This is a genomic window from Pseudoalteromonas sp. NS-SX12 (genome assembly GCF_057367955.1).
Map to the genome: position 1 here is coordinate 334,207 of NZ_CM170635.1, position 26,250 is coordinate 360,456.

Annotated in this window: 27 protein-coding genes; 4 read left to right on the top strand and 23 right to left on the bottom strand. The window is 40.6% G+C overall.

Features of this window, described 5'->3' with window-relative positions; translation table 11 throughout:
- Nucleotides 1-36 precede the first annotated feature (36 nt).
- Nucleotides 37-1,437 (bottom strand): ATP-dependent RNA helicase DbpA, encoded by a 1,401-nt coding sequence (gene dbpA / locus AC2IOM_RS15720; RefSeq protein ID WP_486360351.1) that lies wholly within the window; start codon nucleotides 1,435-1,437, stop codon nucleotides 37-39.
- 101 nt (nucleotides 1,438-1,538) lie between these two features.
- Here dbpA and AC2IOM_RS15725 point away from each other — a divergent pair, with 101 nt between their 5' ends.
- From AC2IOM_RS15725 to AC2IOM_RS15735, 3 genes are all read left to right on the top strand, one after another.
- A complete protein-coding gene (locus AC2IOM_RS15725) occupies nucleotides 1,539-2,012 on the top strand; it encodes an NYN domain-containing protein (protein ID WP_421973620.1) in 474 nt (157 codons plus the stop codon).
- Nucleotides 2,013-2,022: 10 nt separating this feature from the next.
- Complete coding sequence (locus tag AC2IOM_RS15730; RefSeq protein ID WP_486360352.1) at nucleotides 2,023-2,469, top strand: acyltransferase; 447 nt, start codon at nucleotides 2,023-2,025, stop codon at nucleotides 2,467-2,469.
- 88 nt (nucleotides 2,470-2,557) lie between these two features.
- Nucleotides 2,558-3,025: a nuclear transport factor 2-like protein gene (locus AC2IOM_RS15735; RefSeq protein WP_138630963.1), complete on the top strand. Its 468-nt coding sequence runs from the start codon at nucleotides 2,558-2,560 to the stop codon at nucleotides 3,023-3,025.
- 102 nt (nucleotides 3,026-3,127) lie between these two features.
- Here AC2IOM_RS15735 and AC2IOM_RS15740 read toward each other — a convergent pair whose 3' ends face one another.
- Nucleotides 3,128-5,938 carry a bifunctional aconitate hydratase 2/2-methylisocitrate dehydratase gene (locus AC2IOM_RS15740; protein WP_486360353.1) on the bottom strand — a complete coding sequence of 937 codons (2,811 nt, stop codon included), beginning with the start codon at nucleotides 5,936-5,938 and terminating at the stop codon, nucleotides 3,128-3,130.
- Nucleotides 5,939-6,349: 411 nt separating this feature from the next.
- Nucleotides 6,350-8,392: a winged helix-turn-helix domain-containing protein gene (locus tag AC2IOM_RS15745; RefSeq protein WP_486360354.1), complete on the bottom strand. Its 2,043-nt coding sequence runs from the start codon at nucleotides 8,390-8,392 to the stop codon at nucleotides 6,350-6,352.
- A gap of 238 nt (nucleotides 8,393-8,630) precedes the next feature.
- Between AC2IOM_RS15745 and AC2IOM_RS15750 the strand changes: the two genes are divergently transcribed.
- Nucleotides 8,631-8,828 carry a hypothetical protein gene (locus AC2IOM_RS15750; protein ID WP_100915340.1) on the top strand — a complete coding sequence of 66 codons (198 nt, stop codon included), beginning with the start codon at nucleotides 8,631-8,633 and terminating at the stop codon, nucleotides 8,826-8,828.
- Between the two features lie 125 nt (nucleotides 8,829-8,953).
- Here AC2IOM_RS15750 and AC2IOM_RS15755 read toward each other — a convergent pair whose 3' ends face one another.
- From AC2IOM_RS15755 to AC2IOM_RS15850, 20 genes are all read right to left on the bottom strand, one after another.
- Nucleotides 8,954-10,000 (bottom strand): hypothetical protein, encoded by a 1,047-nt coding sequence (locus AC2IOM_RS15755; protein ID WP_486360355.1) that lies wholly within the window; start codon nucleotides 9,998-10,000, stop codon nucleotides 8,954-8,956.
- A 178-nt stretch (nucleotides 10,001-10,178) separates the two neighbouring features.
- Nucleotides 10,179-11,258 carry a type III secretion system export apparatus subunit SctU gene (gene sctU / locus AC2IOM_RS15760; RefSeq protein ID WP_486360356.1) on the bottom strand — a complete coding sequence of 360 codons (1,080 nt, stop codon included), beginning with the start codon at nucleotides 11,256-11,258 and terminating at the stop codon, nucleotides 10,179-10,181.
- 8 nt (nucleotides 11,259-11,266) lie between these two features.
- Nucleotides 11,267-12,052, bottom strand: a complete 786-nt coding sequence (gene sctT / locus AC2IOM_RS15765; RefSeq protein ID WP_010558992.1) for a type III secretion system export apparatus subunit SctT — start codon at nucleotides 12,050-12,052, stop codon at nucleotides 11,267-11,269.
- Between the two features lie 2 nt (nucleotides 12,053-12,054).
- A complete protein-coding gene (gene sctS / locus AC2IOM_RS15770) occupies nucleotides 12,055-12,321 on the bottom strand; it encodes a type III secretion system export apparatus subunit SctS (protein ID WP_486360357.1) in 267 nt (88 codons plus the stop codon).
- Between the two features lie 3 nt (nucleotides 12,322-12,324).
- Entirely contained in the window at nucleotides 12,325-12,975 is a 651-nt protein-coding gene (gene sctR / locus AC2IOM_RS15775; protein ID WP_010558990.1) for a type III secretion system export apparatus subunit SctR, read from the bottom strand.
- 1 nt (nucleotide 12,976) lies between these two features.
- Entirely contained in the window at nucleotides 12,977-13,960 is a 984-nt protein-coding gene (sctQ, locus tag AC2IOM_RS15780; protein ID WP_486360358.1) for a type III secretion system cytoplasmic ring protein SctQ, read from the bottom strand.
- A complete protein-coding gene (locus AC2IOM_RS15785) occupies nucleotides 13,957-15,396 on the bottom strand; it encodes a hypothetical protein (RefSeq protein ID WP_486360359.1) in 1,440 nt (479 codons plus the stop codon). The genes sctQ and AC2IOM_RS15785 overlap by 4 nt, the downstream gene beginning before the upstream one ends.
- Nucleotides 15,393-15,872, bottom strand: a complete 480-nt coding sequence (gene sctO, locus AC2IOM_RS15790; protein ID WP_486360360.1) for a type III secretion system stalk subunit SctO — start codon at nucleotides 15,870-15,872, stop codon at nucleotides 15,393-15,395. The genes AC2IOM_RS15785 and sctO overlap by 4 nt, the downstream gene beginning before the upstream one ends.
- Nucleotides 15,869-17,239, bottom strand: coding sequence for a type III secretion system ATPase SctN (gene sctN, locus AC2IOM_RS15795; protein WP_486360361.1), 1,371 nt, complete (start codon nucleotides 17,237-17,239; stop codon nucleotides 15,869-15,871). The genes sctO and sctN overlap by 4 nt, the downstream gene beginning before the upstream one ends.
- A gap of 137 nt (nucleotides 17,240-17,376) precedes the next feature.
- Nucleotides 17,377-19,491: a type III secretion system export apparatus subunit SctV gene (sctV, locus tag AC2IOM_RS15800; protein ID WP_486360362.1), complete on the bottom strand. Its 2,115-nt coding sequence runs from the start codon at nucleotides 19,489-19,491 to the stop codon at nucleotides 17,377-17,379.
- On the bottom strand, nucleotides 19,472-19,876 hold the full coding sequence (locus AC2IOM_RS15805) for a hypothetical protein (RefSeq protein WP_010558984.1): 405 nt from the start codon (nucleotides 19,874-19,876) through the stop codon (nucleotides 19,472-19,474). The genes sctV and AC2IOM_RS15805 overlap by 20 nt, the downstream gene beginning before the upstream one ends.
- On the bottom strand, nucleotides 19,876-20,256 hold the full coding sequence (gene sctX, locus AC2IOM_RS15810) for a type III secretion apparatus assembly protein SctX (protein ID WP_486360363.1): 381 nt from the start codon (nucleotides 20,254-20,256) through the stop codon (nucleotides 19,876-19,878). Before sctX ends, AC2IOM_RS15805 begins: the two co-directional genes overlap by 1 nt.
- Entirely contained in the window at nucleotides 20,256-20,630 is a 375-nt protein-coding gene (locus AC2IOM_RS15815; protein WP_486360364.1) for a hypothetical protein, read from the bottom strand. The genes sctX and AC2IOM_RS15815 overlap by 1 nt, the downstream gene beginning before the upstream one ends.
- Complete coding sequence (gene sctW, locus AC2IOM_RS15820; RefSeq protein ID WP_486360365.1) at nucleotides 20,627-21,727, bottom strand: type III secretion system gatekeeper subunit SctW; 1,101 nt, start codon at nucleotides 21,725-21,727, stop codon at nucleotides 20,627-20,629. The genes AC2IOM_RS15815 and sctW overlap by 4 nt, the downstream gene beginning before the upstream one ends.
- A gap of 87 nt (nucleotides 21,728-21,814) precedes the next feature.
- A complete protein-coding gene (locus AC2IOM_RS15825) occupies nucleotides 21,815-22,537 on the bottom strand; it encodes a winged helix-turn-helix domain-containing protein (RefSeq protein ID WP_486360366.1) in 723 nt (240 codons plus the stop codon).
- Nucleotides 22,538-22,564: 27 nt separating this feature from the next.
- The gene (locus AC2IOM_RS15830) at nucleotides 22,565-23,008 is read right to left on the bottom strand and encodes a type III secretion system chaperone (RefSeq protein ID WP_486360367.1); all 444 of its coding nucleotides are present in this window, start codon (nucleotides 23,006-23,008) and stop codon (nucleotides 22,565-22,567) included.
- Between the two features lie 18 nt (nucleotides 23,009-23,026).
- The gene (locus tag AC2IOM_RS15835) at nucleotides 23,027-23,485 is read right to left on the bottom strand and encodes a type III secretion system chaperone (protein WP_486360368.1); all 459 of its coding nucleotides are present in this window, start codon (nucleotides 23,483-23,485) and stop codon (nucleotides 23,027-23,029) included.
- 72 nt (nucleotides 23,486-23,557) lie between these two features.
- Entirely contained in the window at nucleotides 23,558-24,991 is a 1,434-nt protein-coding gene (locus tag AC2IOM_RS15840) for a regulator of G-protein signaling domain-containing protein (protein ID WP_486360369.1), read from the bottom strand.
- Between the two features lie 87 nt (nucleotides 24,992-25,078).
- Nucleotides 25,079-25,564 (bottom strand): hypothetical protein, encoded by a 486-nt coding sequence (locus AC2IOM_RS15845; protein ID WP_486360370.1) that lies wholly within the window; start codon nucleotides 25,562-25,564, stop codon nucleotides 25,079-25,081.
- Nucleotides 25,542-26,246, bottom strand: coding sequence for a hypothetical protein (locus AC2IOM_RS15850; protein ID WP_486360371.1), 705 nt, complete (start codon nucleotides 26,244-26,246; stop codon nucleotides 25,542-25,544). Before AC2IOM_RS15850 ends, AC2IOM_RS15845 begins: the two co-directional genes overlap by 23 nt.
- Nucleotides 26,247-26,250 lie beyond the last annotated feature (4 nt).

Genomic DNA, 26,250 nt, shown 5'->3' on the forward strand with positions numbered 1-26,250 from the left:
ACTTTGTCACACACCCGTATAACAGATTGAGTACGACTATTTAGTGACTTTGCGTACCCTAAAGTTACGGCCTTTCATTTTGCCTTCGCTAATGGTTTTTACAGCCGCATTGGCAATTTTTCGTGTTACCGCGACATACGATGTCATCGCCGTTACTTTGATTTTACCAATGTGTTCACCGGTAATTGCGCTATTTGACGTAAGCGCACCGAGAATATCCCCCGGGCGAAGTTTTGCTTTTTTACCACCATCAATTTGCAGCGTAATATTTGGCGCGCGCTCAATCGCGTTGGCAAATACTTCATCGCCTGGTAAATCAGTTGGCAACGCTTCAATCTTTAAATAGTCTTCTAACGCATTCACTTTATGAGATTCTTTATAACTCATAAGCGAACAGGCAATACCTTTATTGCCGGCGCGGCCGGTACGGCCAATGCGGTGAACATGCACTTCAGGATCGTGCGCTATGTGATAATTCACCACCATATCAACATGGTCAACATCAATGCCGCGCGCCGCAACATCGGTTGCAACCAAAATGGTTAAACTCTTGTTAGCAAAGCGCACTAAAGTACGGTCACGATCTTTTTGTTCTAAATCACCATGCAGCGCAGCACTATCAAAGCCAAAATGACTTAATTCATCGCATACATTTTGACATTCACTTTTGGTATTACAAAACACCACCGCTGATTTTGGCTGAAACTTAAGTAATAGGCGATTAACCGCATCTAAACGTGCATCATTATTTTCAACTTCATAAAAATATTGGCTAATTGAGCTGTGATCATGCGTTGCTTCGACCACGATTTTTTCAGGATTAACCATTACATGCTGTGCTAACTGCTCGATTTTAGTTGGGTAAGTGGCACTGAATAATAAATTTTGTCTTGCTGTTGGTAGGTGCTCAATGATGCAATTAAGCGACTCTTCAAACCCCATTTCTAGCATACGATCGGCTTCATCAAGCACAAAGGTATTTACTTCATCAAGAATTAAACGCCCTTTTCGTAAATGCTCTTCAATACGCCCAGGCGTACCAACCACAATGTGGGCGCCATGTTCAAGCGAGCCAATTTGCGGCCCCATCGGTGCGCCACCACATAATGCAAGCACTTTAATATTGTGAATCGCACGCGCTAGCTTTCGTATCTCTACCGCTACTTGGTCGGCAAGTTCACGTGTTGGGCACACAACCACTGCTTGTACGCGAAAACGTTTAACATTTAAGTTATGTAACAAGCCAAGTGAAAACGCAGCCGTTTTACCCGAACCTGTTTTGCCCTGCCCAATCACATCTTTACCCGCAAGAATAAGCGGCAAGGTTTGCGCCTGAATATCGGTCATTGTGGTATAACCTAAACTGGTTAAGTTTTCTAAAAGCGCGGGCGATAACGCCGTAGTTGAAAAACAAGAAGTTGAAGACAAAGCGAACACTCAAATATTGCAAAAAGAGAAGTATATCACAGCATGTCATCACTGTTAGTCTCAAACTATGCTTGCTATAGTGTCACAAACAATTAAATGAAATGATCACTTTGAAAAAAATCGCGCTCTTTGTAGATATTCAAAATATCTACTACACCACACGTCAAGCCTATCAACGCCAATTTAATTACCGTGAATTATGGCAACAATTATCAAATCAAGGGGAGATTGTACTCGCTAATGCATACGCAATCGCGCGCCAAGACGACCAACAGCATAAATTTCAAAAAGCACTTAAACACATTGGCTTTGACGTAAAACTAAAACCCTTTATCCAACGCGCTGACGGCTCAGCAAAAGGTGATTGGGATGTAGGTATTACCATTGATGTTTTAGAGCATGCGCCGAATGTCGATGTGGTGTGTTTACTCTCTGGCGATGGGGATTTTGATTTACTACTTCAAAAAGTTGCAGCTAAACATGGTATAGAAACTTGGGTATATGGGGTTGAACAATTGACTGCACAGTCACTCATTTACAGCGCGAGTCGTTTTCAGCCCATTACTAATGGATTGTTACTATAGATGACTAGTTATGGCGAGAAAATTATCCCTTATACAATATGTAAAACGCCGTAATAGTGTACCACTCGGTGCATCAGGCTCGCTTACAAACATGCTTAAAAATGCCCTTGGTGCTAATAACTTTTCGCAGTTTTGGCTTTATTGGAACCCGATCTGGGGCTATTACTTAGCGACGAAAATTCAAAAACCACTAACGCTCTTTTTGCCGCACTCTCTCGCTCTAATTTTAACATTTAGTATCAGTGGACTAGTTCACGATTTAGCGGTAAGCGTAATCAAACAAGAAATGTTTTTTGTTTGCACACCGTGGTTTTTTGTAATGAGTTTAGCCGTTATAGCATCGACTAAATTGAACATTAATGTGAGCAAGTTTACTTTCGTTATCCGAGCATTTATACATTTATCGACCATAGTTATTTGCTACTGGCTAAGTGATTTCATTTTGCGATTAATGTAACAAAATAATTCTAAGCCTTTATTTTTCTTGGCTTTAAAAAATTAAGTCGCTAGATTAGTTGATGTTTATAAAATCAACAGGAACTAAAATGCGCTTAATTATTATTTGCTTATTATCATTTTTAACAATACCTACGGTGCTTGCAGATACAAAAAAAATTGACCTAAAAGCATTCGCCACAGACTACTACAATGCAATGGTTGCAACTCAAGCACCAAACGCAACATCAAAAGAGTTAGAAAATTACTTAGCATTTTTAACCGATGATATAGGTCACACGCATTTACCTTATGTGACTGACGATACAAGACAACCCGATGGCAAAGAAGCAATGCGTAAAGGCATGACGTTTTATTTAGGTGCACACACAGAATACAACTCAAAATTACTCAATGTCTTTGCTTTTAATAACTCTGCCGTTGCCATTCGTTACACATCAAATGCCAAAGGCATTCACCCGCAAAATAAGCAGCCTCTTGCATATTCAAATGTGATGATGGAAGTACTCGAAATTGAAGATGGCAAAGTTGCGGTTATTCGCAAATACCATGAATAACGGTTCGCTTCAGAGCAGTGATAAGAATACTCAAATGATTCGTTAGATAATAAAAAAGCGCGGTAAGTAGAACTTACCGCGCTTTTTCGTTAAATCGGTTTATTAAACCATTTTAACTGGTACTGCTTGCTCTGAACCGAACTTAGTCGTTAGTTCTTCTTCAAGCGGTGTGAACGCTGTTAGGTCAATGCCTTCAACTGCTGCTGAGTATTCAGCCATAGTTGGGAAGCGACCAAGAATAGTTGAAAGTACTACTAATGGTGTTGAACCAAGTAGTGATTCACCTTTCTTCTCTGATGTATCAGCTACAACACGGCCTTGGAAAAGACGTGTTGATGTAGCGATTACAGTGTCACCCGGCTCAGCTTTCTCTTGGTTACCCATACATAGGTTACAGCCTGGGCGTTCAAGATATAGGATGTTTTCGTACTTAGTACGTGCAGCTGTTTTCGGATTTGCATCGTCAAACTCAAAGCCTGCGTACTTAGCGAGTACTTCCCAATCACCTTCTGCTTTAAGCTCATCAACAATGTTGTATGTTGGTGGCGCAACAACAAGTGGCGCTTTAAATTCGATTGAACCGTTTTGCTTTTCTAGGTTACGTAGCATTTGCGCGATGATCTGCATGTCACCTTTGTGAACCATACACGAACCAACGAAACCAAGGTCAACTGGCTTGCCATCGTAGAAAGAAACTGGACGAATAACATCGTGCGTGTAACGCTTAGACACGTCATCGTTGTTTACGTCTGGGTCAGCGATCATTGGCTCAACGATTTCGTCAAGGTTAACCACAACTTCTGCGTAGTACTTCGCGTTGTCATCAGGTGCAAGTGCTGGTTGCTCACCAGACTTAATACCTGCGATACGCTCGTCAGCTAAGTCGATAAGACCTTGAAGCGTCTTCGCTTCGTTTTCCATACCCTTGTTGATCATGATTTGGATACGGCTCTTAGCAAGTTCAATTGACTTGATAAGTGTTTCGTCGTTTGAAATACAGATTGATGCTTTCGCTTTCATTTCTGCAGTCCAGTCAGTGAACGTAAACGCTTGGTCAGCCATTAATGTACCAATGTGTACTTCGATAATACGACCTTGGAACACATTCTCGCCGCCAAATTGCTTAAGCATTTGTGCTTGCGTTGCGTGTACCACGTCACGGAAGTCCATGTGCTTAGCCATTTTACCTTTAAACGTTACTTTAACTGAGTCAGGAATTGGCATTGCCGATTCACCTGTTGCTAAAGCAAGTGCTACAGTACCTGAGTCGGCACCGAATGCTACACCTTTAGACATACGCGTGTGCGAGTCGCCACCGATGATAATTGCACGGTCGTCCACAGTAATATCGTTTAATACTTTGTGGATTACGTCAGTCATTGAGTGGTAAATGCCTTTAGGATCACGTGCAGTGATAAGGCCAAACTTGTTCATGAACGCCATTAATTTAGGAATGTTTGCTTGCGCTTTTGCATCCCAAACTGATGCTGTATGACAACCAGACTGATAAGCACCATCTACAAGTGGTGAAATCGTTGAAGCAGCCATCGCTTCAAGTTCCTGGCATGTCATAGGGCCCGTTGTATCTTGCGAACCTACGATGTTAACTTTAACACGTACGTTTGAACCTGCGTGAAGTGGCGTTTCAGATTGAACACCTACTGCATTACGGTTAAAGATTTTCTCAACAGCAGTAAGGCCTTGACCTTCGTGTGAGATTTCTTTTGACGGTGCGTAAACTGCTGGTGCATCAACGCCTAACGTTTCTGCTGCTAGCGTTTGAAGTTTCTTACCGAATACAACCGCGTAAGAGCCACCCGCGCGCATGAATTCAACTTTCTGTGGCGTGAATGCAGACGACACATCTACAAGCTCTTTGTCACCGTTGTATAGTTTCTTCGCTTGAGTATCAATTGTTAATACCGTACCCGTTGCAACTGAGTAAGCTTCTTCTAGTACTGGGTCGCCATTTGCGTCTGTAACTGTTTTACCGTCAGCGTCTACTTTCTTAACCCAGTTTTTAAGGTCAAGACCGATACCACCAGTTACGTCAACTGTAGTAAGGAAGATAGGCGCAATACCGTTAGTACCCGCAACTACCGGTGCGATGTTAATAAATGGAACGTATGGGCTCGCTTGCTCACCTGCCCAAAGTGCAACGTTGTTCACACCAGACATACGTGAAGAACCAACACCCATAGTTCCTTTTTCTGCGATAAGCATTACTTTCGCGTTAGGGTGCTTTTCTTTAAGTGCAACAATTTCTTGTTGTGCTTCAGGTGTAATCATACATTGGCCGTGTAATTCACGATCAGCACGTGAGTGCGCTTGGTTACCTGGAGAAAGTAAATCGGTAGAGATATCACCTTCACCTGCAATGTAAGTTACAACTTCAATCTTCTCAGGAATGTTAGGTAGTTTTGTGAAGAACTCAGCATTTGCGTAGCTTTCAAGAATTTCTTTCGCAACCGCATTACCTGCTTTGAACGCATCTTGTAAACGCGTTGTATCTGCATCGTATAGGAATACTTGTGTTTTAAGTACATCAGCAGCTTGTTTTGCAACTGCTTCATCATTACCTAGTGCAAGATCAAGTAATACTGCGATTGATGGACCACCTTTCATGTGTGAAAGTAGTTCAAACGCAAAATCAGCTGAAATTTCAGCAACACTTTCTTCACCAAGAATGATTTCTTTTAAGAATTGCGCTTTAACGCCTGCCGCTGGTGTAGTACCAGGAAGCGTATTGTAGATGAAGAATTTTAATGAATCTTCACGGTGCTCATTTGTTGTATCTTTAATTTGAGCGATGATTTCAGATAGTAGCTCTGCACTATCAATTGGCTTTGGGTTTAAACCAAGGTCTTTTTTACGAACCTCAATTTCTTCCATGTATTCTGTGTACAAACTCATAAAAAACTCTCGACGTGTTTTTGAAAAGATATGAACTAAGTATTTTACATGATTTTTACTCACTCACTAAACTGTCGAGTCTAAAAAACATGAAAAACTCAGTAAATTAATACTAATTGATAACCTTACTGGTCATAATAGCGAAGTCGTCAATAACTCATTGATAATAGTTATTATTACCAAACAAAAACCTAACCACTTTGCAACCAATTAAAGCACGTTAATGGGATTACGCAATAGTCTGTTTTATCTGTCGGCTTCACTTTAGATATTCATTTTCTGGCATTGTAACACGAGGATATCACAAGCAGGATTTAGCCAAATAATACCCATTATAAATGAAAGTTATAGTGGAAAGAAAAAATATAATTTAGCTTAATATTTGAACGCAACAGAGCGTTAAATAGCGTTTTACCACCAGATCCGTTCGATATTTATATCTTTCATAATTCTGCTCCCAAGTAATATTTGGTGCTTATTTGTTATGTCCATACTGTGAATATTAAAATCGAGCTTACTGACATCGGCTTCTTTATCACCATCTTTAAAACGATAAACCGTTTTAATTCGGTCAGTTGCGTAAAAGTAATCATCTACAGAGTTAAATCGCATATTTAAATCGACAATAACATTGTCAGGCAGTGTAACTAATTCTTTAGTATCAAGATTAACTAAGCCTTTATCAGTTGCGGCATAAGGCACACCGTTATTACTGTTAAATAGTGACAATGAGTTTACTGATAATATGGTTTGCTGTTCCTCGGTTATAAAATCATAACGCTTTACCCGTGCATCATCACCTTTTTCTACATACAACAAAGTATTACTGTTTTCGCCCCATATGATCGACAATAGTTCTTTGTTCGCTAAAAAATCAACGCTGCGCAACTTGCCCGATTCTACATTTAAAATTTCAATGCGGTTATTTCGTTCAAACAACAAATGGTTGCTGTTTGGGCTTAATTTTAACTTTGATAATGCAGTTGCTTTATCTTCAAAATGGGTTAATTGCTTAACGCCTAATTTGTTACCATGCCATACCTGCGGTATGCCACTTCGTTTAGAAATAAAATAGGATTGCTGGCGCTCATTATCGTACTGAATAAAATATGAGTGGTGTTTTGATTCATAAATACTGTACGCATCATGCCCACGGCCAAAGTCATCAACTTGTTTAAAACCGTAATGCTGGGTGTTACCTGTTGTGTAATAAAGATCTGTTGTGTTTCTGTGACTTATATAATAAGGCAACACAAAATCAGGTAGTGATAGGCGTTCAATGACACTTGATGAGTGAATATCGATTGTTACGATTTGATCATAATCGATAAATCGCAACGTTTTTGCGTCGACCCAATCTAATGCAAATGAATACGTTGCTGACTTATTTTGATATAGCCTTTTTGACTCTAGCGTTTCGAATGAATGTAAAAACACTTGCACACGCTTATTTTTCTCAAAAATTAAATAAGCCAACCACTTTCCGTCTTGTGACAGCTTTGGCATCGCTGGGCCAAACAAATCAGGGCGTGCCGGAACCAATGCGTGTGATGTCTTGGTTTCTGTATCGTACTTTAACAAGGCTTTTGTTTTTAGTTCGTTATTGCTCGATGTGTAATACAAATAGCGTCCTTGTTTATCGAGCGCTACGTAGCCATCTGTTTGGTAATTACAATCTGATAGATGAGTAAAATCTGAACGTGCTGTAAAGCCCGATACATCTGCCAACAGAAATTCGCATTTACCCAAGCTGATATCTACTGCCTGCACAATTAAACTGTGCTGCTGATTTTGCCATGCCAATGCGGAAATCATCATTGTTGGGTGAATCAACGTAATTTCTTGCTTATCCGCCATGCGTCTAATATGGACTTTTCTCTCTTTGGTATCTGGATAAGAGCGAGTGTAAGCCATAAAGGCTTTATCAAAACTAAATAACGGAAGCATTTCAGCGCCGCTATCGTTAGTTACAAGTTCGGTTTTAAAATCTGCTGTCGCCACATAATCGCTACTTTGTTTTGGCCAAAAATACCAACAAAGTTGCCCAACAACCAACAGCAATACACCAATAACAAGCAAAATATTTGGACGTACATTCGTTCGCGTTGGTTTCTCTTTTTCGTTAACTTCAGTGTTTTGAGTTTCAATTATTTTTGGCTGTAGTTGTAAGCTATACCCTTTACGATAATGGGTTTTGATTAGCGGCGCTTCAAGCTCAGAATGCTGGAGTTGTTTTCTCAATTCAGACATTGCACGATTTATCGCATTGTCATCAACAAATGATTGCTGCCAAACATTATCAACCAACATTTGGCGAGAAATAATTTGCTTTGGATGTGCAATAAAATACCGCAATAACTTACCAAGAAGTGGGTCTAATTCCGTTTTAGTATCATCATTCGATAGCAAACATAAATCGCTATCAAAAAGCCAAGGTCCTAACTGATAAATCACGTTGCTCGCAGTTAACAAAAAATAAACGCGATATTAGCATAACTCACTTTATTTTCTATAAGTAATATTATTTATTTAAAAAACAACCAAATAAGGTTTTATTTAACACATTGAAATAAATAAGTAATTTCCAGCGAAACCTTATATTTAGCGATATAATAGTTTGATAAGAGACAAGGATTAATTTAATCGGCATCATGGCCCCACAAACGTAATTTATGTAAAGCGGAAACAACCAATGTCACTTATTGCACTTATTTTTTCAGCACAATTAGCGTTACCTGAGGTTAATCAAAATGAAGTGTTACAAGCTTCAAATACAAACCAGTACACACAAACAAAGCAGACGAATACACAACAAGTAAAAAAGAAGCAAGTTGAAAAGAAAAAAGACACTGGTAGCCTGTTTTCAGTGTCCTTTAAGATTAGATTTTAGCCATTAGTTTTTGATTGGTTATTTAACCCAAGTACATACCGCTTTTCACGTTAAACTTCGCTTGAGTATATTTAACCATTTCAAAAAACAAAAAGGCGGTCAAACTTAACCGCCTTTATAACTATTTACTGCTCACCTGACTGATCGTTTCCAGCAGTTTCTTTTGGCTGTGCGCCCACCTGCTGCATATCTTCTATAATATCATCAAATGCTGCATTCATCGCTTCCATTTCAGCTTTAAGGTTATCGGCAAATTTTGATTCATTCGCTTTACTTTGCTGTGCAATTGCCTCTTGTCTTAATGCATCGACATCAATGCTTTTACCCTCACCCGCTTCGCCAAACACATCTTCGAAATTAGTATCTTTAGCGGCAATATTTTGATCTAGAGCCATTGCAGCAGCCTGTTGTTCAAAGCCAGTGTTCATCATCCCTTCAAAATCGTAAGCAGCTTGTGCCTGCTCGGCAATATTTTGGTCAACTGCCATTTGTCTGTTCACTGGTGAATCACTTTGATTCACAACATCATCAATATAGCCAGCCGTAGCGCCTAAATTAATGTTATCTGGTATGCCTTCGCTACTACCTTCTCGGCTAAGTTGCGGGCCATTTGCCACAACATTAACATCTGCATCTTCACCGCTTTGGTTCATCATGGCTTGTATATTTGACTGAATTTGATTTGGCACATCATCCATTGCCATCATATTATTAACAGGGGCTCCTGGTCCCATACCTGCACCCGGTTGGTCATTCTGATCAACAACAATAGACACTCCCGCCTCAAGATTGGCATGGCTATCAATGGAAAGACCATTATTGTTACTTGAAATCATGTTTTTAATACTATTAAAAATTGAATTTGCTTTGTCACTAATTGCTTCGCCAATATCCGCTAATTTTTCAGAGGCTTTATCGCACCACTCGGCTACACCGTCTTTCACATTACTTAGCGTCGTAACAATCGAGTTTTTAATCGAAGTGCAGGCATTACTAAACTTATCTTGCCAGTTCACAGATACAGGGTCATTTGACACTTGTTGCACATCACGGTGACCTAATTCAGCACTGTTAATCTGAGAATTAGCATCATTATTACTATTAACTTGTGATGGGTTAATCACATTTGTTTGTGAAGCGGATTGAGCTCCGCCTAAACCAAATTCTGGCATATATTCGCTCCTAATAAGTAACTAACTTAATGTTGTTTTCCTAAATTAAGACTTATTATGATGGGTAAAATGCAATGAATTATGCAGAAATGTGCGCAATTAACGAAATTTGTTTTTTGTTTTATTTGAATTTCAAATCTTTGATTTATATTATCTTATTTTTTAAATACTGTTAAGATCAGTAGTCAGATTCATTCTCTGCAAAATCATCATTTTCTAAACTGCGCACAAAACGGATAATATCTGCAACTGCTTCAATGTATTCCTCTGTAATAAAGTTATCCATTTCAACCTTTGCAAACAAACCTCGCGCTAAATATTTTTGGCGGATAACTGGCACACCATGTTTTTCAGCAATGGTTCTAATTTTCTTTGCCGATAGTAGTTCACCTTTAATCGTGACATAGGGCAATGGTGCTTCGGTTGCATCATATTTTAAGCCTACAGCTATTCGCGTTGGGTTAGTCACAATCACATCGGAAGATTTAACTCTCTCTTCGACTTGCTCTTCCATTAACTCTTGATGCAATTGTTTGCGGCGACCTTTAATTTCTGGGCTGCCTTCCATCTCTTTATATTCACGTTTAACTTCATCATGACTCATCATCAGCTGTTTTTTATGCTGTTTCATTTCGAGCAAATAGTCAGCGGCTGCCAAAAAGATAAACACACCTAAACAATACAAAATTAATTTAAATACTAAGCTGCCTGATAACGTAAAGGCACACGCTGCGCCACAGTGAGGTATTGCCATCAGCGTTTTCATTTCATTGGTGAGAATAAAATAGGCAGTGTAGCTCAGCACAATAATTTTAATCAGCGACTTAATGAACTCCATTAAGTTCTTAAAGCTAAATATTTTTTTTGCGCCTTCTTTGGGGCTTATTTTTTTAAGCTCTGGCTTGATTGGTTTCGCGCTCATAATCCAGCCACTTTGTACTAAATTACTTATGATGCCAGTGAGAAAAACGATTGAAAGTAATGGCGCAAGCATTTTCATCGTCTGCAATAAAAACAATAATAAAATTTGGCCAATGGTTTTATTAAATGTGTGATTATCAACGCGATCATAGAAATGCGTTGGTAAACTGAATAGTGTCATAATCTGTTCAAGTAACACTGTACCAAAAATATAGAAATAGCCCATTACAGCAAGCAGCATGGCGAGCGAGACAATTTCTTTGCTTTTCGCAACCTGACCATCTTTTTTAGCATCTTTGAGCTTTTTCGGGGTGGGTTGTTCGGTTTTTTCAGACACAAAGATACCTAGAAAGAGCTAATCATAAATTCGATGATTTGACTGGGTGTTTTTTCGATTAAATCGTATAAGTGCTCTACCAAGTATTTTAGGTATAAAATTAATACAAAAAGCGCAATCGCACTTTTTACTGGCATAGCAAGAAAAAACACATTCAGTTGGGGTGCAAATCGGCTAATTAATGCCAGCGAAAATTCAGATAAGAACATGGCTAGAATTACTGGTGCAGACAACACAACAACCAATTCCATCACTAAATCTAATTGGCTCAAAATAAACGTGTCCAACCCTGTCATAAACTGTGGCAACAGCACACCAACAGGCCACACAGCGTAACTTTGCACCATAACAAGGATAAGCGATAAAAACGCGCCACTAATAACAAAAATAGTAACCATTATTTGTGTCATAAAAATACCTAGCGGTGAAGTCTGCTCGCCCATAATCGGGTTGACCGAGCTCGCCATCGCCGCGCCGCGTTGGTTATCAATAAAAAAGCCTACGCCTTCGGCAATCCAAAATGGCACGGCCGCCATATATCCAATCACCAGCCCTAACGTCATTTCTTTGATTAATATAGTAAAGTAGTCCGCCAACGATAAATCAGGTGGCAATGAGTCTGCGGTCATTGGGTAGATAAAAAGCGCAAACGACAACATGGCGCCATTTCGCACCATGCTGCCACCCAGCACAGACTTACTTAATACCGGTAGTATCATAAACGCTACTGTTAAACGCGGTACACCGAGCAGATAGGTTTTGATGATTTGTTCAAGCCCTGCCGCATCTAACATGGTTAACCACCAATCGCTTTAAAGATATTGTCGGTCAAAGTACTAATCTCTTGTCCCATCCAATTGCCTGTAATCATTAAAGTGATAACTACAGCAATAAGCTTTAGAACAAACGAGAGGGTTTGCTCTTGAATTTGCGTTAATGCTTGCACCAAACTTGTCAGAGTACCGACTAATGATGCAGCAACGATGGTCGGCAATGATAAAATCAAGGTTAAATAAAGTGCTTCATTCGCTAGTTGGATCAGTTCCGCTGTCGACAAATTCACTGGCTAATACCCCGCGATTAAACCATGTGTAAGACGTGTCCAACCATCAAGTAACACAAATACTAATAATTTAAATGGCAATGAAATTGTCATCGGCGACACCATCATCATACCCATTGCCAATAAGATGTTTGACACAATCAAATCAATTACAAGAAACGGTAGGTAGATTAAAAAGCCTATTTTAAATGCTTCTGTAATTTGCGTGACTGTAAACGCTGGCATCAGTACTAATAGGCTGTTTTCATTCAATGTTTTAGCATGTTTCTCAGGCCATAGCTCGTGTGCTTTATTGATAAAAAAATCACGCTCCGTTTCGGTAGTATTTTTATGAAGAAATTGTAAGTACGGCTTAAGCCCATTATCAATTAATTCGCCAAAACGTTCTGGCGATTCAACTACTTCAGGGTTGTTATCCATATACTCTTTTACTTCAAAACCCACAGGGGCCATCACGTACAAGGTCAACACCATTGCAACACCGTAAAGCGCCATATTAGGTGGTGTTTGCTGCACACCCAGCGCATTTCTTAATAGTGAAAATACAATCACTATTTTTATAAATGAGGTCGCCATCACTGCTAAAAAAGGCACTAGGGCTAATGCGCCTAAAGCAATAATTAACGAGACGTAATCTAAATCATTGCCGAGCATATTAGTTTCCAGCTACATCCAAGATACGTACGCCCAGTTTTTCACCGACTTTGACTAATTCGCCATTAGCAATCACTTGATTATTCACTTTTATCAAAATGGGGGAATCGGGGTTGCAGTCACTTTCAAACACATAACCTGGTTGAAGGTTTTGCACATCCGGTAATGACAAAGTCTGTGACGGTAAAGAAAAATCCAATTCAACTTGAACAGTATTTAAATCAAATACCGCATTAGGTTGTGCAAGTTGTTCTTCGCTCATGGTATTACTCCAAGAATGTTCAATTGTGATTGTGTGGTTATTAAGCTTTGCTTGCCAAGCAGGTGTGTTTTCGATTGAAAGACAAACACGCTGCTCTTTGTCGAAATAACATTGGTCAAAAAACACAACATCGCCGCATGCAAGCGCTAAATAGTCTGTTTGATGCAAAGTTGTTTTACCCATGCTTACACTAACCTTGAGGTCGATTGCCGAAAGGTCTTGTCTTACGGATATTGGGTTTTGTGAAATTAAGCGCGCTAGCTGGTGTTGTTTTAACGCGATGATTAAGGCTAAATCGTCGGGTGTGCTTAATGTAAATTCGCAGCAAAAAGACTCTTTATCCGCTTTGTAAGGTGAAGAGAGTGAGATCGATGCAATCGCAACAAATTCGCCGAATAATTGTTTGAAACTGCCTTGAAGTGGTGACAGCAGTTTTTCAATCAAAGCTTCAAGTAAAGCCGAAGGTAAGGAGGTAATACTTAATGCATACCCTTTTTTTTCAAGCCATGACTGCAATGCAGCATGGGTTGCGAATAGACTAAATGACTGTTGTCCAACTGCACACTCAATTTTAACCAGCTCCTCTTGAGGTATCGAGATTTGACGCAATTGATGACAGGTTACCTGTTCTGATACGAGTCTTAGCGGTTGTTTTAGTAATAAATTTGCAAACCTAACTTGTTCAGGTGCTGTCGCGGCTAATTTGAATTTTTCAACCATCATGATTGCTCACCATCAATCTGCTCGTCTTGCTCTTCTCGTTGCTGTCTTTGCTGATCAGAGTCATTCATTGAAAACTGGGTATTAAATTGCGGATAGCGTTCATTCAGTACTAGTTTTAAATCCGGTAAAGATTGCGTAAGCTGCGCCAAAACTTGTGATGACGACACATCAAAATGAATCGTTAAACGCCCTTGTTCAATGTCAATTTGTACTTTACCGCCTTGTAAATATTGACTTTCTAACGAAATAGACAATGACGGAGATTGCTTAAGTATTGCTTCGTCAATCTGGGCAAAGTGTGATTTAAAATTTTCTACAATATGGATTTGGTCAATAGACTTTAACTGGGCACGAAAAACTTGCTCAACCGATGGCAAAGCGTGCGGTGTACTTTGTAATGACACTGAGCTTGCCACTTCATTTATTGAGTCGCCCAAGTTTTCTAATGCAGCTTCAAGGCTTGGCATTACTTTTTGGGGAGCATGGGCCCAGTGAATAGTCGTAGGTCGTTCACCTTTGACGGTAATATTTAGCTGATTGTTATGTAATAAATCATTTACGTCTTTAGAAAACGCAATATCGTTCAACACACTACCATGAAAACCATGCGAAGGCTCAGGCATGAAAATTTGACTGGCGACCGCATTATTGTGTGACGCTTGCGATGTTAATCGGTTAACAAGAGCTGCGTTTACAATAATCATTTCTTCATTGTTTGGCGGGGTTTGCAATGGCAAATTAACCGCTTCGGTTTGGTTGATGTTCGCTTTTTTCTTGCTTCCAGTAACCTCTGCTAATTGAAAAACCTCAGGGAAATGTACAAATGAATATTCATTATTTTCTAATGTTGAACACTGTTCAATAAAGTCAGTCGCTATTGCAAATTGTGGCGAAAATTCTTTTATCGGTTGAAAAACAGGCTGTGCTTGCGTTGTGCAATTTGGATTTTCAACCCCACCAACGCTAATACCCATGGTTGTTGTTGATTTATGTTCTAATGGAATAATTAAGTGCTCAAAACCGTCACAACAAGCAACTGTCGGCTCATGGCATGACAAAGAAGGTTCACAGGCTTGATAGGTTGAAGTAACGTTATTTGCACCGCGTATTTGTGCACTCACATTATCATCAACACCTTTAGCAGCAATTATCGGGTTTTGCTGCTTTTTAGGAAAATCATAATCTGACGTCAGAAATTCATCCAGTTGGGAGTGTGGTATCACACGCTCTTCTTGCTTTATTGTCGTTTTCTCAGGATTATTTTCATTCGGATTTAGTACCAAACCATCATTAATCTGATGGTATTTAGTCGGTTTTTTATCATTCATTAAATGACTAAAGCGACTGCCCTGCTCAGTTAGTTGAGCGCCGTGATTTGTAGGCACATCAACCCCATTAGAAGGTCTATTTTGCATCGTATCATTAGTAATTTTCATATGGTTTTCATTCCCGAAAAGCGCGATGTCACAAATTCATCGAGTTGGTTTTCTTCGTTGCGATTGGCCAGTAATGCACGCTTTGTGTTTTCAAGTGCAATTAAAGAAGCAAACTTTTCCATCGCTTTATTCGCTGTTTGTAACCCAGCCTGACATACCTGAACGGTGTTTTTTGCCGCTTCAATCTGCTGCTCACACGTCGCGATATTTTTTTTCAAGGTCGCATCATGACTGCGAAGGTTGGCAATTTTGAGGCGAAACTTATCTACGCCAGAACGTGTTAAAAACGCATCATGTGCCTGCTGATAGAGGGCTTTTTCTTGTTCTTTTCGCCACACGATATACTCTTCTAACGTTTCAATGTGCCCCTTAAGTTCCGTTTCTAACGCACGCAACCTTGCACCAGCTTGCAACAGTGCTTGCTCTGATTTGTCTCGTTGGCGTTGTTTTATTTGTTGTAAGCGTTCAAGCATCATTTAAATAACGCCTGTAACATCTCGGCAGACTTATCAAACGGAATGTTTTCTTCTGTGCCCTGTTGTAAAAATGCTTTCACCCGGTCAATAACCTCCACAGCCTTATCCGTTTCTTGATCTTGTCCTTTTTGGTATTCACCAATTCGAATAAGCAGTTCTACTTCTTTGTATTTAGCAAGCGCATTTCGTAAACTTAGTGCCGCCTGTTTATGGCCTGAACTAACAAAATGATTCATCACACGACTTGCACTTTGTAATACATCAATTGCCGGATAATGTGCCGCAGCAGCAAGCTCTCGAGACAATACAATATGGCCATCTAATATTGAGCGCGTTTCATCGGCAACTGGCTCGGTCATATCATCACCTTCAACCAAAACTGTGTATAAAGCCGTAATCGAACTGGTATTTGATTGCCCTGCGCGCTCCATTAATTGCGGTAATGCTGCAAATACTGAAGGTGGGTAACCACGACGTGTTGGCGGCTCGCCTGCTGCGAGACCAATTTCTCGAAGTGCCCGCGCATAGCGCGTTACAGAATCCATTAAGAGCAGGACTTTTTTACCCTGATCACGAAAATGCTCTGCTATTGAAGTGGCAACAAGGGCTGCTTTTGCCCGTTCCATCGCGGGTCTATCTGAGGTAGCTACAACAAGTACCGCCTTTTTACGGCCTTCTTCGCCTAAATCACGTTCAATAAACTCGCGTACTTCACGTCCACGTTCACCAATAAGCGCTAGTACTGTGATATCAACATCGGCATTACGAATAAGCATGGCAAGTAAGGTACTTTTACCACCGCCTGCAGCCGCAAAAATCCCCAGGCGCTGCCCTTCGCCACAACTCAACACACCGTCAATGGCTTTCACACCCAAAGAGAGTGGTTTTTCGATGGTATTTCGCGTCATTGCATTTGGTGCATCAGCATACACACTGATTAATGCGCCTTTTTCAGACTCTGCGTGTTCGTCCTTATTCATCGGTTGACCAAGACCATCAACCACTTCACCGAGTAGATGCTCACCCACCCTAATTTGGTGAGGTTTGCCTGTTGGGATCACCTCTGTGCTGTTTGAGATCCCCATCATGTCACCCATCGGGGTCAAGAGTGCTTGGTGTTCATCAAAGCCAACCACTTCTGCAAGGACATAGCTATTATTTTCAGGGTCAACTAAACGACATAATTCGCCAATTTTTACCCCAGGCACCACAGCCCGAATAATGGTTCCGGAAACCTGAGACACCCATCCCCTTACGCGCAATGGACGTGCAACAGATAAATTCGCATTCATCTGTGCCATACGCTTTGCGTTAGCATCTTTTTGCTCGTTAATTAACTCGGTTAGGGTATTACTGAATTCTGACACGGAATATCGTTAGTTAGTTTTGCTTAACGTTATTATGTAAAAACGTAAGGGATAACGATTTTAACCAAGGGCGGCTTTTTTTATAGTTTAGGCAAGAATAGAAATTGAAGGCGTGGGCGATTGCCCACGCCTAACTATTACACGACAACTTTACCAACTGGTTGCACATTGATTTCTTTGGTTAATTCTTGAAAAGAAACGACCGGTAACTCATAAAGTTCACTTTCAAGTAACTTGCGCACATAGCGACGAATATCCATCGCTACCAGCAACACAGGTTTACGTTGATATTTCTTTAAGTCACCTACTGTACTTACTGCATTCGCAATAAATTTTTGCGAGGTACTTGGGTCAAGCGCTAAATAACAGCCTGTTGAGGTTTGTCTAATGGCTCCACGGATTTGCTCCTCAATTTGCTGATCGAGCATAAATGCTGGTAATACATTTTGCCCAGCAGCGTACTTGTAGCAAATAAATCTTCGTTGACTCGCACGAATGTACTCGGTGAGCTGTACAACATCTTTTTCTTTTTGACCCCATTCGACCAAAGATTCTAAGATAACGCGCAGGTTTCGAATCGAGATATCTTCTGACACTAACCGTTGCATCACCTCACTCATTTTATGAATTGGCACCACTCGCTGGGCTTCTTTTACTAATTCGCCGTAATGAGGTTCGAGCTTTTCAAGTAAAAAACGGGTTTCTTGAATACCGATAAATTCTTCTGCATATTTACGTAATACATGGGCTAAGTGAAAAGTCATCACTTTATCGATTGAAAAATACGATAATGAGCCTGCTATCACCTCTTCTAAATCCTCTTTATCAACCCATAAACTCGGCATATTTGGCAAAAATGCCTGCTCTTGTTGATAGGCAATACCAAGCATATCTAACTGTTGCGCCGGCTCGGAAACTAATATCTTATTGGGTACAAGTTTGCCACGAGCCACTGGCAGCTCTTGCATCAAAATCGCGTATTCATCTTTAGGCATAGCCGCATTAAAACGCAAATGCACGCCGGGAAATGGCACGCCCATGTCTAAATAAAGTGCTCGCCTGACTTCTGCAAGCTCCGCATTTAAATTAGTCGCATCAAGTGCCGTTTCTAAATTCGCAGATACATCAACCAGGAGCGGAACAGTAATCGAAAAGTCATCCCCTTGCGCTTTACTTTTAGCCGTGGCTTTTTTACTTTCAGCAGAACTTGTCGCTGCTGCGCCACTGCCTTTTGACAATACTTCTGGCAAGGTCTCAACGGTTTGAACCGCTTCTTGATTACGCTTTATTAAATATACGCCACCTGCACCAATTACAGCAGCAAAGCCTAAGAAGATAAATGTGGGAAAACCAGGGATGAGCGCAAAGCCAGTTAATAGTGCTGCGCCAATAAGCAGCGCTTTTGGTTGAGCTGTCACCTGCGAGCCAATATCACCACCTAAGTTTTGTTGATCTTCTTCGTCTTCATCACCTGCTGAAACACGGGTAACGATAATACCGGCAGTAATTGAAATAAACAGTGCTGGTATTTGCGATATAAGTCCATCACCTATGGTTAAAATTGAATACACCTCAAGGGCTTCGCCTGCCGACATCGCGGCTTGACTCATACCAATGGTAATACCGCCTAAAATATTCACGAAAATAATAATTAAACCAGCGACAGCGTCGCCTTTCACAAACTTCATTGCACCGTCCATTGAGCCAAATAACTGGCTCTCACGGCTTAGGGCATTTCGCTTTACTCGCGCTTCATCAACGTCTAATACCCCTGCGCGCATATCACCGTCAATACTCATTTGTTTGCCCGGCATGGCATCAAGTGAAAAGCGTGCACTTACCTCAGCGACACGCTCAGCCCCTTTGGTGATAACCATAAATTGCACAATGGTAATAATTAAGAAAATAACCACACCGACCACTAAATTACCACCCACAACAAAGTTACCAAAGGTGGTAATAATATCACCAGCATCGCCATCCATTAGGATAAGGCGGGTAGTGGTAATGGAAAGTGCCAAACGAAAAAGTGTAGTGATCAACAACACGGCTGGAAATGCAGTAAACTCAAGCGGTGATTTGATGTATACCGACATCATCAGTAGCACCACAGCAATTGAAAGGTTCATTGCAATTAAGCCATCAACTAAGCCAGTTGGTAGCGGTAGAATCATCATAAAAATGATGGCGACAAGTAACACTGCAAGTGCTAAGTCACTGCGTTGACTCATTTTAAGCAGAAGGTTTTTCATCACTTTCCTGATTTATATTTGAGGCTAAAGAAAGGTACAACTGATGGGCTCTTCGTGCACCGATAAGATCGTCCGCTTGGAATCGTGAAAAGCTTAAACAATAATAAATTGCTGCGCGCTGCTCACAGTTCAATTGGTTATCCGCAAGCAATCGCTCAACGCGTTGTTCTAATAAGGTTAATTCGCCAAGATCTGCCCAGGCGCGACAGAGCATCAGACCTGTTTCTAAATCGGCACCATAAACCGACTCAACCAAGTTAATTAACGACACCGCCTTTTCATTACTGGCATAGTCTTGTTGCAGCTGCGCTTGCATCAATAGCCATTGACGATACTCGCGATGAGGTCGCTCTATTTTATTGTGTTGAACTGGTGTTTCGGTCATCATTGCACCAACAATTTACTACTGATATTCAAGATTAAAGACAACTCTGCAATTTCATTTAACACCGCTCTGGCTTCTTGCTCTGTCTTAGCGTCTACATCGCCACTTTTTTTCATTTCGCCTAACCATTGCAAAGTATCGGTAGGCATATTGAATAAATTGAGATGCGCAATTTCTTTACATGTTGCGTCGGATAACCGGCAGGTATTTTCGACTAACGTTTGGCCTTGGTAAACGTGAAAAAGCGCATCAAAATGCGAGTCAATCGCTTCACCTAGCTGGGGCAATTCTGACTTTTCAGGCAGTTTGGTGGGCACTTCGTCATGTCGTATATGACTGATGGAGGTTAAACCCACTTTTAAATCAATCGGTGTGCTCATTACAATGCCTTAATCGTTTGGCTTTCATTAAGTAAGGCGGTAAAGGCTTGCTCTAAGGCAATTTCGGTAATCTCTTCGTGAGCTAAATTTAGCTGCACAATGGCTTGGTTTTGATACCAGTGATAGCGGAAAAACTGCCCTTTTTGAAAGTGTACGGGGTTCATCTTGGTTAAATACGCAAGTACTTGCGTCTGGCTCGATAACACGATAGGTGTTAAAAAGCTCACCATTAATTGCGCATCGAGAACAGATATTTCACAGGTTATGTCTCCGTCGAATTGCAAAGACAAATGAGGAGAGCTCTGCCAAGGCTGCATAGGTAAACCGAGCTTGGCTAAAAAACCATTTAAGCTGCTCTCTAACCAATCACTCATAGTGCTTCCTCGATTGCAATTACCGCATGACGTGCCGCTTCTAATGCCAATACACATAGCCCGTGCTGCTCTGGATCTTTAAAGGCATCGTGAGGAATGTTATTCACAATATTACGCACCTCAGCAAACAAATTGATTTGTGTACCAAGCGGTAAATCACTTACATTGAGTGCTCTTTCCACGTCAGCTTGTTCAGCCCACGGCATATCATTTATGGTAATGACACTTTGCATTAGTCCACGTGGCGTGACTTGTGCTTGGTTGAGCTTTTGCGCAACCTCGTTACACTGATCAAACATCGCCGCCAGCATTTTCAGTCGGTTCATATCTTTCATAATCACACTAAGCTGCGACTTATCGATACTGCTGCCTTGCGCTTCATAATCGGCCGCGAGCGCTTGCAACATAAAAGCAACGGCAGTCTCAAAACGACTTTCCCCATACTTTTCAATTAAATCCGTAAATGCAGCAGCAGTGCCTTGGTAATCCATTACCGAATCAGCATAGAATTGGCGCAGCTGACTACCTTCATCTAAACCGGCATTGGCAGCTTCAATAGTTGGAATAAAGGTGTTAACACCTAAGGTCAATGTTTGACCGTATTTTCGCTCTAGTTCAGCTAACTGTTGGTTAACCAGTTGAAGAATGGCTTCATTGCCCTCGCCTGCACTAAGTTGCTCACGCACACTTAATAAGCCGATGTATTGCTCTGTAACATCATCGCTGAATTCTTGTAATTTTTGTCTAAGCGCTTGATGGTCGGTTTTGCCACCTGATAGTAAATCTGCCGCTAATTCATCTAATTGATTGCGTTTTTCAACTTTAAACGCCATTTCCATTAATTGTTGAATTTTTTCAACACGGTCAGCATTTGACTGGCGCATGTCTTTGGCTTTACTTTGCGTAAATTGAGCTGATGCTTTATCGCCCAACGCTTTGGTCAGCTCTTCTAGTGCATTTAGATGGTTTTGTGCACTGTTTCCAATCACTCCAACAGAAGTGTTTTGAAACTGGCTGGTTGTTTTCGTTTCGACATTTGCTCCCGCCAGTTTTGCGTTAAACTGATTTGGGTTTATCGGCGCTGCATTTATAGACATATTTCACTCCTTAGGGTAAGAGTAAATCAATTAAGAAGGCGATTTTTGTGAAAAAAGACGAGTTTTTATTAAGTTTTGGCCCAAGTATTAGGTTTGTGTTGTATTTGCTGATGTAAACACATAGCCATGGCCATAAAGCGATAAGATAAACTGTGTGTTAGGACACACTTTCTTAAACTTTTTACGTAAATTACAGATCAACCTATCTAACGTGCGGTCTTCAGGGTTAGGTCTAAAGCGCCCTAAAGCCATCATTAATCGCTCTCTTGATAAGGTCTCGTTGTGATTATCAATCAGCATTTTTAATATTTTTGCTTCACTGTATGACAGTGAGCCGATAACTTTTTCATCAACACTGAGCACACGGCTTTGTGAACAAAAATGCCACTTTTTACCATCAACTACTGGCGCAGTGGCTGGCAGTGATTGCATCAATTGTTGTTGCTGTAAGGTGGTAATCACGGTTCTAATTTCAAGTGCAAGTGCTTGTTTAGAAAACACGTGATTCACGCCTAGGTTATAAAATGCTAATCGTTGATTCTCAGTCAATATATCCGACAAAACAAATAACATGCCTCGCGTTTTAATTTTTAGAGACTCAACATCACTCGTCAGAGCAGAGTCTTCATCGAAGATGATAACCGTAGAGACCGTTAGATTGGCCAATAAGCTAAGTGCGCGTTTACAATTTTGTTCAATTAAAACAAACCAGCCAACCTCAGAAAAACCGACTCGAAGGCGTTCTACAGCAAGATGATCCGATCCAATAATCAGTATTGTTTGCGGAATCGCTTCAACATTGAGAACCATAGAATACCCCCGTTTAAAATCGAACCATTAAACCAATAACATGCTCGAATGTAACGGCACGACATCGTCGTTCGCTTCATCTTTTGCGGTCGCTAAGGTCATTTGCCAAAACAGCGCTATCTGAGTAAAAGATAAAATCTTTTGCGCTAATTGTTCGCCTTCTTGGATTACCGAAGGTAATAGTTTCGCTAACACAATTTGATTAGTTGCGGAATCAATTCCCACTTTGCACCCTTGTAACTGAACGCCCGTTGCATTGGCATTCAGCATTAAGTTATACACAGATGAGGGTAAATCACCTGTCGGTTTTGCTAACGCTGCTTTTAAGCTAAACGTGCCGTTATTCGGATGAAACGAGATGCTAAACACCAATTGCTCTAAATTTACTTGATAATCTTCGTCTGTCAGTGCCTGTGGTGTGACTTCTAACAAAGCGCACGCTTCTTCAACCATTAATTTGAATTGTTTCATTTCAATTACTCCTTCGTCTTACACTGATAACAAGGTGTTATCTAATGGCTGGTTTGTTGATGTCGGTAAGTATTTAACTTCGGCGATGTCTTTTTTCACTTGTTCAGCAATGTCGACAAACTTATTTAACTCTGCGATAACCAATTCTGCACGGTCTAACTCACTTGGTAACAATTGATAAATTGTCACGATATTGTCATTCGGTAAAACACCAATCGACGTGCCACCAGTTGCCCTAAATTCTGCATTTTTTTGCAGAATAAATGTGCTTACTGGCGGAACCTCATCATCATTCAGCGTTTCTAGTTGAGCGTAGAAAAAGAGACTTTCTTTTTCCGTCTCGGTGGCATCAGCGGGTTCTATTAACACTCGAATGCCATCAATCAAAAGTGCATAAAAGTCTTCTTTTACATCAGGTTTGTCGAAGCCAATAAGCTTTGCACATTCAGTGACTAATTCTTTGAATTTATTACTCATGATATTCTCTCTTAGTGAAGCAGCTTTACTGCTCCACTGGTTTAATACAGTTAACGTGTTTGTTATAGCGGACTAATTTTCGCCCATTCCTGGTACCGTTAAGGTATTGCCATAGGTGTGTGTTCTGCCAATCGGATTATTTGACACATTGCCATTAGTCTCGTCTGAAATAGCTAATTGATCGTCATTTTGGGGCACACTTAAATCATTTACCGACAAGCTATTTGTTGGCTCTATCACATCCGCGGCTTTTGAAATATGCGCTAATGTCATATGACTGTGACTAAACGTGCTTGAATGAGTTATTTGATCATTTGCAGCAGTTGGTGCGCCTGATGGCGCCAATGTCGAAGCAACAGTTGGCGCGATAGTTGGAGCCGGAGCTGCATTTGCTTGCGGATCAAAACGCGTGCCCTCAATGTTTTTTTGCAGCTGAATAACCATGCTGGTATTCGCTGCATTGAGTAAATAGGTCGCCTCTTTTGCCGCCGCCCTAAACGAAATATCAAGATTTTCTTTACAATCAAGAACTGCTTGCTTTTGCGCAAATAATGGATCGCTCTGCTCTAAAGTTTCGGAGCGTTTTACGTCCACCGCTTCGAGTTGTGCGAGTTGCTCGGGCTGTACAACTGGAGTCATTTTATTCAATTGATCCGCTGGTATTTGAGCTGTTTCAATGCGTGCTGGATTATCTTCAGTTTGTGCACGTGTAGCTAATTCCAGATCTTTGAGTGCTTCTAAATAATTTTGGATATCCTGTGAGAATACGTTGCGTGCCACACCTGCGATATTTATTTGTAAATCAGAATTTGTACTTACGAATTTGCTGTGAACCTCTAGCGTATCACCCAAGGTAAAATCTAAATTTTGGCTTTGCCTTGAAAGCGGTGCATCTGCATCAATTAAAAAGTTTTCCTGAATTGATTTCAGAAATTCTAGATTTTCCGTCGCAAACTCCTTATCAATCTGTTTAGTCAAAACTTTTGCTAATGGGGTTTTATTATCAAGCTCTTTCAATAAAAAACTTTCATTTAAGTGATGACTCGTTCCTGGATACGCATTCAATATTGTATAGCTCGTCTCTGCACTTAACTTATCTGCAGGTCGATTGAGTCGCATATCGCGATCAACACGCACTTGAATTGCCTGTTCATCATGACCTAGCGCGTTTGCAGTCGCTTCCTGAGTCATCTCTTTTGTCGTAACTGCGGCCTCGCGCACGCCCTGCAACCCGTGAAATAAACGTGAATTCTCAACGTGTTTTTCCACTTTGCTCCAAAATTCTCCAAACTTTTCACAAAAACCATCAACCATTTTTTGAAATGCATTGCGGTTATCATTTGATGCTGCTTGTTGTGCCTGGGTTTCGGATTGGTTTGTTACATCAGTCACTTGACGATTGTTAGTCGCATTATTACTAACTGTAGTAGGCGTATTATCTACATTTGTCGTCGTCTGAGTGGTGGTTTGACTCACATCACCCACATTATTACTGCCTATAGTCATGTTATTTCCTTTTTTATGGCTGAGAATGCACAGAGAAATCCCCTTAGCATCTCAATAACATTGTTGTATGTTCACGAAAATGAACGGTTATTTTTTTGCTTCGTACAGTTTTGTCAGTATGGACGACAAAACATCAAGAATTGCCTTATTAATTAGCGTATTACCTGCATTTTCATAAAGCGCAGTTAGGCAATTTGTATATTCATCAAACAAATGTGTACAGCCAATAAAAGTACTGTGGTTAATCACATTTGCTAACTGTTTGTGGAGCTGAATAAACACCTCACTTAGTGCGTCACTATTATCATTTGGCTGTTTTGCCAGCGTTATTACATCACTTTCAACAATCGCGAAAATCAGTGCTCGGTAGGCAAGCCCTGCTTCTGTCCGAGTAAATTCATGTAACAATTCTGGGTGGCGTTGATAAAACTTAACAATGTCAAAACCGCGCAGGTTTTGCCCAATTAGCCCTTTTTTAGAAAACCCCGCAATGACGTTAATTTCTGCCCGGCGCTGTGATTCTTTTATCTCGATTGCCGCGTCACACGGTTTAAAATGTCTGTTCTTTATCATGATTTGAAAAGAGTTTACCTAGTTCGTTTCGTTCTGTTTGTGTAAGTGTTTTGTCGTTCATTAAAAGCGTAAAACCTACGGACTTTTCAAACCCAACTGTTACTAGCGTGTTATCGCTATTAAACGTGTCAAGTGCTGCTGTATCACTGTAAATTGCATCAATCTCCTGACTAACAAGTAATTGAAAACACTGCTCTAATGAGTCGCATTGAATATAAGATTGGTGCCTAAGTGGTTTTGGCATCACCAGTTCGTTAACCACGCCAGATTCACCTTTAGCAACGTAACCCACGCGTTGAACTTGCCTTAGAAAACTACTTTCGAACACATATTCACTCAGTAATCGTTGATCATCTTTGTAAACCAAATAATCGAAAACGCGTTCTTCTAACACAATGCTGCGACTGTGCATCATCACTTTCAGATCTTCTGTTTCAGGAATGCCAACGATAAGGTCGACATTGCCAACACGCATCTCATCTAGAAGCGCGTCGTAAGGTAATTCGATGACGTTTCCGGCAAGTGTTTGGTTCGACTTACTCAGTAAACGCCAATCCGCAAGGCGTGTATCCTCTAACACACCAATGTTTACAGTGTTAAGCAATGGTTGCACTTGCTCTTTAGTTAAACTGCATGCGCTTAATCCGCACATTACTGTTAAGCTAATAATAAAATTCTTCATTATA